Below are 13,608 nucleotides of genomic sequence, written 5' to 3' on the forward strand. Positions count from 1 at the left end.
GTCTCTTCTGCCCCTCCTCCTGCTCGCCACTTCCCTCGCCGCGTTCGTCGCGCTGTGTCTTCTCCGGCGCGCCCCGATGGCCGACGCGCTCGTCTACCGGGCCGAGGGTGCGGCCGTCGTCCACGGCACGGATCTCTACGGGTTCACCGTCACCGAGTGGCAGCTGCCCGCCACGTACCCGCCCTTCGCGGCGGTCCTCTTCGTCCCGCTGGCCTGGCTCCCGCTGCCCGTCCTCAAGGCGGCCTTCGTCGTCGGGAACGTGGTCCTGCTGGCCGTGCTGGTCAGGCTCTCCTGCCGTCTCGCGGGTCTGGCGACGCGGCTGCCCGCGCTCTGCGCCGCCACCGCGCTCGCCCTGTGGCTGGAACCCGTCTTCCAGACCGTGCTCTTCGGCCAGATCAACCTCGCCGTCGCCTGCCTGATCCTCTGGGACCTGACACGGCCGCCCGGCGCCCCCGGCAAGGGCATCGCCCTCGGCATCGCGGCCGGGGTGAAACTGACCCCCGCCGTCTTCGTGGCGTATCTGCTGCTCAGGGGCCGGCGACGGGAAGCGGCCACCGCCCTGGCGGCCTTCGCCGGGACCGTACTCCTGGGAGCGCTCGCCCTTCCCGCCGCGAGCGTCGACTTCTGGACCCGGCGGCTCTTCGAGACCGGCCGCGTCGGCAAGGTGTGGATCGTCGACAACCAGTCGCTCCAGGGGCTGATCGCCCGGGCGCTGGGAGACCCGGCACCGGGTCCGCTGTGGGCCGTACCCGCGCTGGCCCTCGCGTCGGCGGGACTGTGGCTGGCCCGCCGCGCGCGCACCGACCGCCGGGGCATCCTCGTCACCGCCCTCACGGCCCTGCTGATCTCACCCATCAGCTGGTCGCACCACTGGGTGTGGTGCGTCCCGCTGATCGCCGTGCTGTACGCCGAACACGGCCCGCGCCCGGCCGCCGCCACCGCCGCGGTCTTCGCGGCCCGCACCCTCTGGCTGGTCCCCCACCAGGGCGATCTGGACCTTCGTCTCCCCTGGTGGCAACAGCCGCTCGCCTCGCCGTACCCCCTGCTGGGGTTGGTACTGCTGGTTCAGTTGTCGGCCAGGAGCTCGTCGGCGTCGACGATCCGGTAGGCGTACCCCTGCTCCGCCAGGAACCGCTGCCGATGGGCGGCGAAGTCCTGGTCGATGGTGTCGCGGGCGACGACGGAGTAGAAGTGCGCCTGGTGGCCGTCGGCCTTCGGGCGCAGCACGCGGCCGAGCCGCTGGGCCTCCTCCTGGCGCGAGCCGAAGGTGCCCGACACCTGGATGGCGACGGTCGCCTCCGGCAGGTCGATGGAGAAGTTGGCGACCTTCGACACGACGAGCACGCTGATCTCGCCCTCCCGGAAGGCGCCGAACAGCTTCTCCCGCTGCGCGTTGCTGGTCTCGCCCTTGATCACGGGCGCGTTCAAGTGCTCGCCCAGCTCGTCGAGTTGGTCGATGTACTGGCCGATCACAAGGATCTGCTGCCCCGCGAACTTCCGTACCAGCGCCTCGGTCACCTTCCGCTTGGTCGCGGTCGTCGCGCAGAAGCGGTACTTCTCCTCGGTCTCGGCGGTGGCGTACGCGAGCCGCTCGGAGTCGGTGAGGTTGACGCGGACCTCGACACAGTCGGCGGGCGCGATGTACCCCTGCGCCTCGATCTCCTTCCAGGGCGCGTCGAACCGCTTGGGCCCGATGAGCGAGAAGACGTCCGACTCGCGCCCGTCCTCGCGGACCAGGGTCGCGGTCAGGCCGAGGCGCCGCCGCGCCTGGAGATCGGCCGTGAACTTGAAGACGGGCGCGGGCAGCAGGTGCACCTCGTCGTAGACGATGAGTCCCCAGTCCCGGGAGTCGAACAGCTCCAGGTGGGGATAGACGCCCTTCCGCTTGGTCGTCAGCACCTGGTAGGTGGCGATGGTGACCGGGCGGATCTCCTTCCTCGTCCCGCTGTACTCGCCGATCTCGTCCTCGGTCAGCGAGGTCCGCTTCACCAGCTCGTGCTTCCACTGCCGGGCGGAGACGGTGTTGGTGACGAGGATGAGGGTGGTGGCCTTGGCCTGCGCCATGGACCCGGCGCCGACGAGCGTCTTCCCGGCTCCACAGGGCAGGACGACGACGCCCGACCCACCGTGCCAGAAGTTCTCCACGGCCTGCTTCTGGTACGGCCGCAGCGCCCAGCCGTCCTCCGCCAGCTCGATCGGGTGCGCCTCCCCGTCGACGTACCCGGCGAGGTCCTCGGCAGGCCAGCCCAGCTTCAGCAGCGTCTGCTTGATCTGCCCGCGCTCGGAGGGGTGCACGGCCACGGTGTCCGGGTCGATCCGGTTGCCGACGAGCGGGATGACCCGCTTCGACCGCAGGATCTCCTCCAGGACGGGCCGGTCGGTGGTGGTCAGGACCAGCCCGTGGGCCGGGTGCTTGCTGAGGGTGAGACGCCCGTAACGGTCCATCGTCTCGGCGATGTCGACGAGCAGTGCGTGCGGCACGGGGTAGCGGCTGAACTCGACGAGCGCGTCGACGACCTGCTCGGCGTCGTGGCCCGCGGCGCGCGCGTTCCACAGGCCGAGCGGCGTCACCCGGTAGGTGTGGATGTGCTCGGGCGCGCGCTCCAGCTCGGCGAACGGCGCGATGGCCCGACGGCAGGCGTCGGCCTGCTCGTGGTCGACTTCCAGGAGCAGGGTCTTGTCGCTCTGGACGATGAGGGGTCCGTTCACACCCGTCCCTTTCTGCGTGCCGTCACCCCGCGCGGATGACCGGCCAAACGTCCAGTGTGCCTCACGGGGCGGTGATCACGGCTGGTCGTCGGCGAGCTCGGCGACCCCCGTCACGCGGTGCAACGGATAAGTGCGGACCTCGTCCGCGGTGTGGTCGTACGCCGTCACGAAGCCGCCCTCCACCCGGATCGGGGCGATCACGCGCTGGCTGGCGGCGCCCTCGGCGTTCACGTATCCGATCCACACCGCCTCGCCGGTCATGACGGCGGCCTGCATGGTGGCGAGGGTCTCGGCGGAGCTGGTGCGCGGCAGCTCGCTGTTGCCCGGCGCCGGCGCCTGCGTGTCCTTGCGCGGGGTCGTGGAGGCAAGGTCACCGGCGCGGATGGCGCGGACCGCGGCACCGAGGAGCGTGGCGTCGGGCACCGGCGGGCCGTCCGGGACCGGCACGGGGGCGGAGCGCGGCGGGGTGCGGTGGGCGTGGGCGCGGGTGATCAGCACATCGCCCTCGGCGGACTCCGCGGCGGGCGCGAAGCCCATCGAGCGCAGGCCCTCCAGCAGGGCCGCCGGGTCGGCCAGGGCGGCGAGCACGGTGGGTGCGAGGCGGCGCAGCCGCAGTCCCTGCGAGCGCTTGTCGGCGAGGATCTCGCTCAGCAGCGCGTCGTCGTCGCAACGCACGTACGCCGAGGCCGCCCCGATCCGCAGATGGCCGTGCCTGCGCGCCACGTCGTCGATCAGATAGGCGAGCGGCTGCGGGACGGGCGTGCGGGAGTGGGCCGCGAGGAACGCGTGCAGGTCCGAGGCCGACCGGCCCGCGTCCAGAGCGCGCCGTACCGACCCCGGAGTGAAGCGGTAGACCGTCGCCCCACCCTTCGACTCGACGTCCGCGAGCACGCCGAGCGTGTCGGCGAGGGGCCGCTCCAGCGGGCCGGGGGCGACGGCGGTCAGGTCCGCCTGGAGGAGGACGTGGTCCAGCGGCTCGGGCAGCAGCGGGGCGAGGAGCCGGGCGGCGTGGGCGACGGCAGCGGCCTGCTCGGCGGGGGAGCGCGGGGTTTCGGAGAGGGGGGCCTCGACGGCGGGGCGGTGGTGCTTGTGGGCGGGGAGCTTGTCGCCGGGACCGGACGGGGCGCGCGCCCCGCTCTCCCGGGCGCTCGCCGACGGCAGCCCCAGCAGCGCCCGCCCCTGCGCCGAGAGGGCGCCCCGGCCGGTGACTCCCAGCAGCTCCGACTCGGACAGCGTCCACCGGGCGAGCCGGGCCCGCAGATCCTCGGCCGCGCTCCGGTCCCCGCGCAGCGGACGCTCCCACTGGAGGTGGGCGAGGACCGAGTCCGGGGTGGCGGCGGCGCCCTCGGGCAGGGTGGCGAGGAGGGCGAGGACGCGGTGGCGGACCTCGGGGGCCGCCGAGCGGTCGAGGCCGGGGCCCAGCGCCGACAACGTACGGTCCTTCGTGTCCCGCCCGCCGATCAGGCCCGCCGTACGGGTCGCGGCCAGCCACGCGGAGGTGAGCGTGGCCCACCGTTCGGCGGCGGGCCTCTCCAGCCACTCGTCATAGGCGGGGGTGGCCGCGTACCGCTCGTCGGCCTCCCCGTCCGAGGCCAGCAGCCCCGCCGCGTAGGCGAGCTCGACCCAGAACGCGGCGATCGGCTCCGCGACGTCCAGTGCCACCGCCGTCCGCTTCAGGTCCCGCACGCTGAGCCCACCGGCGCGCAGTACGGCGGGCCCGCCCTCGTGCCAGTCCTTCAGCAGCTCCTCGACGGTGGCGAGCGCCGTGTACGCCTGGCCCGCCGCCGCACTGTCCACAACCTGTGGACGATGCGTCCGCGCGGCCTCGACCGCCGGGGCCACCGGTTCCGTCACCCGGTGCGCGCGGCCCGCCCGCAGATGCAGGGCGACCTCCCGGGGCAGTACGACCGTGCCGGGCGCCGTCGGCAGCAGCAGCCCGCGGTCGATCAGCCAGCGCAGATGGCGTGCCGGGTCGGCGGTCACCTGGCCGTACGGCGGCCCCCACACCAGCCGGGACAGCACGTCCACCGCCTCGGCCGGGGCGGTGTCGAGGAGCGCCGACATCCGGGACCGGTCGGTGAACAGCGCGGTGAGCGAGGCGACGGCGGAGACGGAGTCGTGGGTGGTCGGCAGTCCGGCCTCGGCCACGATCTCCTGGATGCGCCCCGGGGACATCCCGGCCGTGGCTTCGGCGACGGTCGGGCCAAGGCCAGTGGGGGACGGGTGCTGGGGGGACGGCGCGAGCAGCTCGCGCGCCGTCCGTACGAGGCGCAGGCGGTCGTCGGGGCCCCACACCAGGGCCTGCTCGCGGAGCGTCCCCAGGGCGTGCGGGAACGCCGCCGTGACCGCCGGGTCGTTGTCGTCGCCCGCCAGCAGTGCGAGCAGTTCGTCGCGCGCCGCCGGGTCCGACGCGACGGCGAGGGCCTCCGCGGTCTGGAGCGCGAACCGGTCCAGGCGCTCCAGGGCGCGGACCACCGAGGCGCGGGTGCCGGCGCGGGTGGCGAGCTGGGTGAGGTCCGTGGGGACGGGGGTGATGAGGTCGGGGCGGGTGCGGAGGAGGGCCGACAGGGAGGCGTCGTCCCGGGCGCGGAGAGCTTCCGCGAGGGAGCGCGGAGCGGTGCCCTGCGGGGCGGGGTCCGGGGTTCGGTCCGGCGTGGGGTGCTCCTCTGTGCTCATCCGCTCAACGGTAGTGGTTTCTCGCCCCCGCCGCCCCTACCCTCCCCATCCCCGGGGCTCCGCCCCGGACCCCGGGTGTGTTGTCCGGCTGACGGCCGGTGGGGGCTGGTCGCGCAGTTCCCCGCGCCCCTGGGGCACGGGGCTGCGCCCCGGCGCCGCTTCAGAGGCGCGGGGAACTGCGCGCCAAGCCCCCACCGTCCCGCGGCCGACGAACCCGCCCCGGGGGTCTGGGGGGCGAAGAACTCGGGGTGTACGCGGTACCGTCGTGGCCACGGGGTTTACAACGTGCGCGCCCCGGAGGGGACTTCGTGGGGATTGAGAGCGACCAGCTCGTATTCGACTATCTGAGCCGCGTCGGAGACCTGGCCCAGCAGCGCCAGCTGCCCTCGGCCACCCGCATGCGACTCGTCTCGGAGCTGCGCAACGAGATCGACCGACGCCGGGCGAAGGCCCCCGTCGACAGCCCGGCCGCCGTCCGCCGCATCCTCTCCCGCCTCGGCACCCCGGACGACATCGTCGCCGCCGCCCGCGAGGGCGCCCCCGAGGCCGGTACGGACACCTGGGCCGCCGTCCCCACCCAGCGCGCCGGCGAGGCCGACGAGCGCCCCAAGGGCCTGCGCCGAGTCGTTCCGAGGCCACGCCCGGCGGAGCCGAAACCCGCGCCCCGTCCCACCGAGGCCGACGGCGCCCCGTCCCCGCCCCACCTCGCGAGCACGCACGAACTGGGCGACAGCTCCGAGGATCCGGACTGGTGGCGCAAGGACACCAGCCCGTTCGGACTGGGGGACAGCGTGCCGGGATTCGTCGGCGGCGTGGAGATCCCCGAACTGCTCAAGCCGCCACCGAAGCACGAGGACAAGGACGACGACGAGGACGCGACCGAGGACGAGGGCGATCCGGCCAAGTCCTCCAAGTTCTCCAGGTTCCCCAAACCCTCCAAGTCCTCCAAGCCGGCGAAGCCTTCCAAGGCGCCCAAGGCCGACAAGCCCGCCCCCGTCGAAGAGGCCGACGTCGTCGCGCCCCGTCGCCGGCTTCCCCGCCCCGGCAACTGGAGCAACCCCCTCCTTCTGCTGGCCGCCGTCCTCCTCGTCGTCGGCGCCGCCCTCGGCAACTGGTTCGCCCTCGGCCTCGGCTGGCTCATCGCCTGGGCCTCCCGCCGGCTGAGCCCCGTCGAGTCGAAGTGGGCCGTGCTCGGCATGCCGGGGCTGGCCGTGACGGCGGGCGTCGTCTGGCTGTGGGGCCGTACGGACGGCCGCTGGGGCGATCCGATCGTCAAGGGGCACATGAACGAGGCGGTCGCGCAGACCTGGCCCTGGGTGGTCAGGGGCGCGGCCGTGACCTCGGCGCTGTACCTGGTGTGGCGCTCACAGCGACGCCGCTGACCCGCGAGGACGCCGCTGACCCGCGCGACCGACCGCCACCGGCCACCACATGGGCACTTGGGCAGGTGGGCACAATGGTCCATATGCCTATCGCATCGACGACCCCCCGATCTCCCCACCTGCTGACCGTCGGCTTCGACCTCGACATGACCCTGATCGACTCCCGCCCCGGCATCCACGCCTGCTACCAGGCACTTGCGGAGCGCACGGGGACGTACATCGACTGCGACCTGACCATCACCCGGCTCGGACCGCCGCTGGCGGAGGAGTTGATCAACTGGTTCCCGGCGGACCAGGTGCCCGCGGTCGCCGACCTCTACCGCGAGATGTACCCGGTGCACGCCATCACCGGCACACTCGCGATGCCCGGCGCCCGCGAGGCCGTCGCCGCGGTCCGCGCGGCGGGCGGGCGCGCGGTCGTCGTCACCGCGAAGTGGGAGCCCAACGCCAAGCTGCATCTGGACCACCTGGGCATCGACGCCGACGCGGTCGTCGGCAACCTGTGGGCCGAGCAGAAGGCGCAGGCGCTGCGGGAGCACGGCGCGAGCGTGTACGTCGGCGACCACACCGGCGACGTCCGCGGCGCGCGCACCGCGGACGCGTACTCCGTCGCGGTCGCCACCGGCCCGTGCGACGCGGCGGAGTTGCGCGCGGCGGGCGCGGATGTCGTGCTGGCCGACCTGACGGAGTTCCCGGCGTGGCTGAGCGACTACCGCGGGGACTACCGGGAGGCCGTACGGGCCTGAATCGCGCGGGCCTGACGGCGTCCCGCGGCGACGGACCGCAGCACCCCCGCCGCGGCGATCAGGAAGCCGACGCCCATGAGCATGCTCAAGCCGAACATGTACGTCGGAAAAGGCGTCGTATGGAGGAGTAGCGGGGCCACGGTGACGAGTGTGGCCACGGCTCCGACGAAGAACACGATGGCACCGGCACGGATCAGCCGGTCACCGGGCTCGGTGGAATTCGCTTGGGTTTTGTCACGCACCGGACCAGGGTAGTTCCCAGCGCGAAGGAACAATCCGGCGACGTCTTGTCACCGGCCCCGGGACCATTAGCCTTGGTACCGGCGGGTCCGACGACCCGCTGTAGTGCTATCCGGGGCAGTTTCCGACCGTTGCCCGTGCAACGGTCCGAGTGTGCGCCCGCGCAGTTTCAGAGCAGTTTCCGACGAGTACGAGGACGAGGACAGACGTGCCTACCGGCAAGGTCAAGTGGTTCAACAGCGAGAAGGGCTTCGGCTTTCTCTCCCGCGACGACGGCGGCGACGTCTTCGTTCATTCCTCGGTCCTGCCCGCCGGAGTAGATGTGCTCAAGCCCGGCCAGCGCGTGGAGTTCGGCGTCGTCGCCGGCCAGCGCGGTGACCAGGCGCTTTCGGTGACCATCCTGGACCCGACCCCCTCCGTCGCGGCCGCCCAGCGCCGTAAGCCGGACGAACTGGCCTCCATCGTGCAGGATCTGACGACCCTTCTCGAGAACATCACGCCGATGCTGGAGAAGGGCCGCTACCCGGACAAGGCCTCCGGCAAGAAGATCGCGGGCCTCCTGCGCGCGGTCGCCGACCAACTCGACGTATAGCCCACGGGCGGGCGGAAGGAAGCGCCGGAAGCGTATGCGGGCCGAGGGGCGTGATCAGCCCCTCGGTCCCGTCCGTACCGTCGGCCGGGATCAGGGGAACGACAGGGCGTGGGGTCCGAGCGCCGGGACCAGCCCTTCGGCGGCGGCGCGGGTGAGCAGGCCCCGGATCGCGGCGTAGCCGTCCTCCCCGAGATCGGCGGTGAACTCGTTGACGTACAGGCCGATGTGCTGGTCGGCGACGGCCGGGTCCATCTCCTGGGCGTGTTCGAGGACGTAGGGGCGGGAGGCCTCCGGGTCGTCCCAGGCGGCGCGGACCGAGGCGCGGGTGGCGTCGGCGAGGTCCTTCAGACGCTCCTCGCCCAGCGCGCGCTTGGCGATGATCGCGCCGAGGGGGATGGGCAGTCCGGTCGTGCGCTCCCAGTGCTCGCCCATGTCGGCGAGCTTGTGCAGCCCGTAGTTCTGGTACGTGAAACGGGCCTCGTGGATGACGAGTCCGGCGTCGACCTTCCCGTCCCGTACCGCCGGCATGATCTCGTGGAAGGGCATGACGACGATCTCGCCGACCCCGCCGGGAACGGTGTCCGCGGCCCAGAGACGGAAGAGCAGGTAGGCGGTCGACCGCTCGCTCGGCACGGCGACCGTGCGCCCGGTCAGGTCCGCGTCCGGCTCACGGGTGAGGACCAGGGGCCCGCAGCCCCGGCCCAGCGCACCCCCGCACGGCAGCAGCGCGTACTCGTCGAGGACGTACGGCAGGACGGCGTACGACACCTTCAGCACGTCGAACTCGCCGCGCTCGGCCATGCCGTTGGTGATGTCGATGTCCGCGAAAGTCACGTCGAGCGCGGGCGCGCCCGGGACGCGGCCGTGGGCCCAGGCGTCGAAGACGAAGGTGTCGTTCGGGCAGGGCGAGTACGCGATCTGCAGCGTCTTCTCAGGGCTGGTGGTCTGGGTCATGTGGGTTCCAACTCTCCAGGACGGGCGCGAGCTTCCCGAACGCCTCGGTGAGGGCCGCGAGAGCCTCTCCGATGCGCCAGGCGGCGCGGTCGCGCGGGCCGACGGGGTTGGAGACCGCGCGCATCTCCAGCACGGGCACACCGTGCGCGGCGGCCGCCTCGGCCACCCCGAAGCCCTCCATGGCCTCGGCGAGGGCGCGCGGGTGGCGGGCCCGCAGCTCGGCGGCGCGCTCGGCGCTGCCGGTCACGGTGGACACGGTCAGTACGGTTCCGGCGCGTCCACCGGTGGCCGACACGACTTCTCGTACGAGTGATTGTGGTGGACGGTGGCTGACGGTCCCGAACCCGAGCTCGGTGACCGGCAGGAACCCGTCCGCGGTCTCGGCGCCCAGGTCCGCCACGGTGATCTCGTCGGCGACGACGAGGGATCCCACCGGGGCCTGAGGCTGAAAACCGCCCCCGATGCCGGTGGAGACGACGAGGTCGTAGGGGGCGCCGTCCAGGGCGGCCGCGGTGAGCGCGCCCGCGGTGGACGCGGCGGCCGGAGCGGGTCCCACCCCGGCGGCCAGCAGATCGAGGGTCACGCGGGCGGCCGTGCTGTCACGGGAGGCCGGGGACAGCCGCTCCAGGGTCGTCCCTGGCAGCCGCAGCGAACGGCCGGCGGCAGGGAACGCCCCGGCCACCGCGTCCCTCTCCACGGGAACGGCGGTGGCCACCAGCACCTTCAGCCCAGCGGCAGCGATCAGGCGTCCTTCTTGAGCTTGAAGGACCACAGTCCGGTCACCGTCTTGTCGCCCTCCTTGATGGAGACCAGCGTGGAGTTGCCGCTCGCGCCGTACTGCGCGTTGAAGAACACGCTGCCCGGGATCGTGCGGTACGTCTTCTTGCTGGAGTCGGTCAGCGGCTGACCGTTCATCAGGATCGTCCAGCCGTTGTCGGCGATCTTCGGGTCCACACCGAACCGGACGGTCTCGTCGGGGTCGACCTTGATGGACTTGATGTCCGTGCCCTTGAGGCACTTGGCCAGGTCCGCGGTCTTCACCTCCTTGCCGTCGTTGTAGCAGTCGGTCTCGGAGCTCACGGAGTTCTTGCCGACCGTGATGGTGGCCAGCGGCGTCGGCTTGTCACAGGCGGACAGGACGAGAAGTCCGGCGGAAACGGCGCCGAGAGCGGCAACGGCGCGACGGCGATGTCCATTGGCGGCTCTGCCGCGGGGCAGGGAGGTCATGGCCGAAGGCTATCGGGCACGTCCACCGCTCTCCCCACGTGGGGTACGGCGTGCCGCCGTCAGGCCACGCGTGAGCGCACCGGACCCCCGCGTCGCGCCGCGCCGAGCAGCCCCCGCGTGGTGGTCAGCCATCCGACGGCGACGATCGCGGCGGCCACGGACAGGCCCAGCGTGCCGTTGAGGGGCAGCACGATGCCGATCGCGCCGCCGAACACCCAGGCCACCTGCAACAGCGTCTCCGAGCGCGCGAACGCCGACGTACGGACGAGTTCCGGCACGTCCCGCTGGATCAGCGCGTCCAGGGAGAGCTTGGCGAGCGCCTGCGAGAACCCAGCGACCGCCGTCAGACAGGCCACCAGGAAGGCCCCGAAGAATATGGCGGCGGTGATCGCGGCCCCCAGCACACACGCGACGACCGTCACGATGATGATCTCCGGGGCGCGCGATTTCAGCCAGGCCCCGACCGCCGTGCCGAGCGCGTTGCCCGCGCCCGCCGAGACGCCCACTATCCCGAGCGAGACGGCCGCGCTCTCGCCGGTGAGCGGGTGCTCGCGGAGCAGGAAGGCGAGGAAGAAGATCAGGAAGCCGGAGAGACAGCGCAGGGCGGCGTTGGCGCCGAGGGCGTGGGTGACGGCCGTACCGACGGTGCGCAGTCCCGGCCGCCGCAGCTTGTCCTTGATGAGCTGCGGTCCGTGCAGATGCTCCTCGTCCGCGACCAGCAGCGCCCGGTCCTCGCCCTTGGCCGAGTCGACCTTGGGCGGCAGCGTGAACGACAGGAACGTACCCGCGATGAAGATGACGAAGGCGCCGTAGAGCGGATAGCGCGGACCGAGGGCCTGCAACCCCGCCCCGATCGGCGCGGCGACGCCGGTGGCAAGGAGTCCGCCCAGGGTGACCCGGGAGTTCGCCTTCACCAGGGAGAACCGGGGCGGCAACAGCCGCGGCACCACGGCGCTTCGTACGACCCCGTACGACCTGGACGCGACCAGCACGCCCAGCGCGGCGGGATACAGCTCCAGGCTGCCGGTCACGACCGCGCCCGACAGCAGCAGCGCGAGCAGGGCCCGGGCGAACATCGCGCCCGCCATCGCGGCCCGGCGGCCGTGCGGCAGACGGTCCAGGAGCGGACCGATCACCGGGGCGAGGACGGTGAAGGGCGCCATGGTGATGGCGAGGTAGAGAGCGACGCGCCCGCGTGCCTCGTCGGTGGGCACCGAGAAGAAGACGGTGGAGGCGAGCGCGACGGTGATCATGACGTCGCCCGCGCCGTTCACCGCGTGCAGCTCGATCAGCTTCCCGAGCCCGGATTCGCCCGCCCCGTGCGCGTGCGTCGCCTTGCGGATCCCGCGCGCCGTTCCGGTCACCGGGAAGTGCAGGGCACGGCCCACCGCGCGGACGGAACCGGTCATCCGGCCCGATCCGCCATTTCTGGTGCCGCCCTTGGCAGCGCCGACACCGGCGGCTCCTTGGGGCGACCTCGCGGCTGCCACTCCGCAATAGTGCCCCGAGAAGTGCGTACGTAGTGCGGTTACCGCGCGTATGGCGGCCGAGTGGGCTGGTGACGGGCCGTATGCGGGGCGCGTGTCGGGGTGCCGAACCGGACCGGGGCGGGGGCGAGGAGCGTTTTCCGGCCGACCGCGACGGTTGTGCGAGGTTCTTTTCGATCCGTACGACAGGGGGTGTGGGGTGGGAAAACACGGCCTCGGAGCGGTCCGGAAACCTGGCGCGGAGTGCGGAAGCGCCCCGCCGGTGTGGGCCCAGGGCTCAGGAGAAGGTAGCGTGCGTAGCGCGCCTGCGGCGGTTGTTCTCGGCCGCGCGCCTCTCGGTCATCCCGCAGAATGGATGACGTAGGTGCGCCCGAGTGCGATCGGGCGTGGACGTCGACGCGGCCCACCGGTCCGCTCCGTCCGCACTCCCGCCGAGGAATGGCGCACCCGTGAGACGGCGTAGGAGAGAAGCGATACCTGTGAGCGCAGCGACAACGCGAAGCCGCACCCCCGACCGCCTGTGCGCCGAGGCCGTCGACCTCGCGCGCACCGCCGCCGAGGAGGCCGCCGCCCCCGGCGTCGTCGGCGAGCACGTGGGACTGGTCTCCGAAGGGGACCGCGTTGTCACGCACTACTTCGAGTGCAAGGAGTTCGGGTACCGCGGCTGGCGCTGGGCCGTCACCGTCGCCCGTGCCTCCCGCGCGAAGGTCGTCACCCTCGACGAGACGGTGCTGCTGCCCGGCCCCGACTCCCTGCTCGCCCCCGAGTGGGTGCCGTGGAGCGAGCGGCTGCGCCCCGGGGACATGGGCCCGGGCGACCTGCTGCCCACGGACGCCGAGGATCTGCGCCTGGAGCCCGGTTACTCCGGGGAGGACGAGCCCGCGCCGAACTCCGCGGTCTCCCAGGACATGGCGGAACTGGTCGAGGCGGAGGACGCCGAGGTCACCGCCGGCACCCCCGCGCACCTGCCGTTCGCCCCGCGCCGCGGCTCGATCGCGGCCGTCGCGGAGGAACTCGGCCTGCGCCGGGCGCGCGTCCTGTCCCGCTACGGCCTGCACATCGCGGCCGACCGCTGGGAGGAGTCGTACGGCCCCAAGACGGCGATGGCCCAGGCTGCCCCCGCGTCCTGTGTCAGCTGTGGCTTCCTGAACCCCATCGGGGGCTCGCTCGGGCAGGCGTTCGGTGTCTGCGCGAACGAGTTCTCTCCGGCGGACGGGCGTGTCGTCTCGCTCTCCTACGGCTGTGGCGGCCACTCCGAGGCCGCGGTCATGCCCAAACCTCTCCGCCCGGCCCCTCCGGTCATCGACGAGACCCAGGTCGACCCCTTCCCGCTGCGCCCGTCCCCGGACTCCGGTTCGGTCTCCCTCGCCCCCGACGAAACCGCAGCGGAACTGGGCCACTCGTAGCTTCCCTCGCCCCCGCCGCCCCTACCCGTCCCATCCCAGGGGCTCCGCCCCTTCGACCCCGCCGGGGGCTGCCGCCCCCTGGACCCCCGCATCGCCTGAAGGGCTCGTCCTCAAACGCCGGACGGGCTGCAGATGCGCGCAGCGCCCCTTCAGGGGCGCGGGGAACTGCGCGCCCAGCCCCCACCGGGC

Annotated in this window: 12 protein-coding genes; 5 read left to right on the forward strand and 7 right to left on the reverse strand. The window is 72.8% G+C overall.

Going from position 1 to position 13,608, the window contains the following annotated elements:
- The first annotated feature begins 19 nt into the window (after positions 1-19).
- Positions 20-1,108, forward strand: a complete 1,089-nt coding sequence (locus tag AQJ27_RS22985; RefSeq protein WP_425275223.1) for a glycosyltransferase 87 family protein — start codon at positions 20-22, stop codon at positions 1,106-1,108.
- Here AQJ27_RS22985 and AQJ27_RS22990 read toward each other — a convergent pair.
- Both AQJ27_RS22990 and AQJ27_RS22995 read right to left on the reverse strand, forming a co-directional pair.
- Positions 1,066-2,709 carry a DNA repair helicase XPB gene (locus tag AQJ27_RS22990; protein WP_067371834.1) on the reverse strand — a complete coding sequence of 548 codons (1,644 nt, stop codon included), beginning with the start codon at positions 2,707-2,709 and terminating at the stop codon, positions 1,066-1,068. The two genes, AQJ27_RS22985 and AQJ27_RS22990, sit on opposite strands and share 43 nt — an antisense overlap.
- A 75-nt stretch (positions 2,710-2,784) precedes the next feature.
- On the reverse strand, positions 2,785-5,385 hold the full coding sequence (locus AQJ27_RS22995; protein WP_067371837.1) for a helicase C-terminal domain-containing protein: 2,601 nt from the start codon (positions 5,383-5,385) through the stop codon (positions 2,785-2,787).
- A gap of 308 nt (positions 5,386-5,693) precedes the next feature.
- Between AQJ27_RS22995 and AQJ27_RS23000 the strand changes: the two genes are divergently transcribed.
- Both AQJ27_RS23000 and AQJ27_RS23005 read left to right on the forward strand, forming a co-directional pair.
- Entirely contained in the window at positions 5,694-6,767 is a 1,074-nt protein-coding gene (locus AQJ27_RS23000) for a hypothetical protein (protein WP_067371840.1), read from the forward strand.
- Between the two features lie 74 nt (positions 6,768-6,841).
- Entirely contained in the window at positions 6,842-7,513 is a 672-nt protein-coding gene (locus AQJ27_RS23005; protein WP_201264361.1) for an HAD family hydrolase, read from the forward strand.
- On the opposite strand, the gene AQJ27_RS23010 is transcribed toward AQJ27_RS23005, so the two are convergent.
- On the reverse strand, positions 7,489-7,755 hold the full coding sequence (locus tag AQJ27_RS23010; protein WP_067371843.1) for a hypothetical protein: 267 nt from the start codon (positions 7,753-7,755) through the stop codon (positions 7,489-7,491). The two genes, AQJ27_RS23005 and AQJ27_RS23010, sit on opposite strands and share 25 nt — an antisense overlap.
- A gap of 206 nt (positions 7,756-7,961) precedes the next feature.
- On the opposite strand from AQJ27_RS23010, the gene AQJ27_RS60180 reads away from it, so the two are divergent.
- Positions 7,962-8,345 (forward strand): cold-shock protein, encoded by a 384-nt coding sequence (locus AQJ27_RS60180; RefSeq protein ID WP_067371847.1) that lies wholly within the window; start codon positions 7,962-7,964, stop codon positions 8,343-8,345.
- A 90-nt stretch (positions 8,346-8,435) separates the two neighbouring features.
- On the opposite strand, the gene AQJ27_RS23020 is transcribed toward AQJ27_RS60180, so the two are convergent.
- The 4 genes from AQJ27_RS23020 to AQJ27_RS23035 are packed head-to-tail and all read right to left on the reverse strand — an operon-like array spanning position 8,436 to position 12,016.
- A complete protein-coding gene (locus AQJ27_RS23020; protein WP_067371850.1) occupies positions 8,436-9,299 on the reverse strand; it encodes a 1,4-dihydroxy-6-naphtoate synthase in 864 nt (287 codons plus the stop codon).
- Positions 9,277-10,014 carry a futalosine hydrolase gene (locus tag AQJ27_RS23025; RefSeq protein ID WP_235613643.1) on the reverse strand — a complete coding sequence of 246 codons (738 nt, stop codon included), beginning with the start codon at positions 10,012-10,014 and terminating at the stop codon, positions 9,277-9,279. Before AQJ27_RS23025 ends, AQJ27_RS23020 begins: the two co-directional genes overlap by 23 nt.
- Positions 10,015-10,040: 26 nt before the next feature.
- Positions 10,041-10,526: a DUF2771 domain-containing protein gene (locus AQJ27_RS23030; protein ID WP_067371854.1), complete on the reverse strand. Its 486-nt coding sequence runs from the start codon at positions 10,524-10,526 to the stop codon at positions 10,041-10,043.
- Positions 10,527-10,585: 59 nt separating this feature from the next.
- Positions 10,586-12,016: an MFS transporter gene (locus tag AQJ27_RS23035; RefSeq protein WP_201264360.1), complete on the reverse strand. Its 1,431-nt coding sequence runs from the start codon at positions 12,014-12,016 to the stop codon at positions 10,586-10,588.
- A gap of 476 nt (positions 12,017-12,492) precedes the next feature.
- Between AQJ27_RS23035 and AQJ27_RS23040 the strand changes: the two genes are divergently transcribed.
- On the forward strand, positions 12,493-13,419 hold the full coding sequence (locus tag AQJ27_RS23040; protein WP_067371860.1) for a DUF3027 domain-containing protein: 927 nt from the start codon (positions 12,493-12,495) through the stop codon (positions 13,417-13,419).
- Positions 13,420-13,608: the final 189 nt, after the last annotated feature.

This window comes from Streptomyces olivochromogenes (assembly GCF_001514115.1).
Lineage (GTDB): Bacteria > Actinomycetota > Actinomycetes > Streptomycetales > Streptomycetaceae > Streptomyces > Streptomyces olivochromogenes.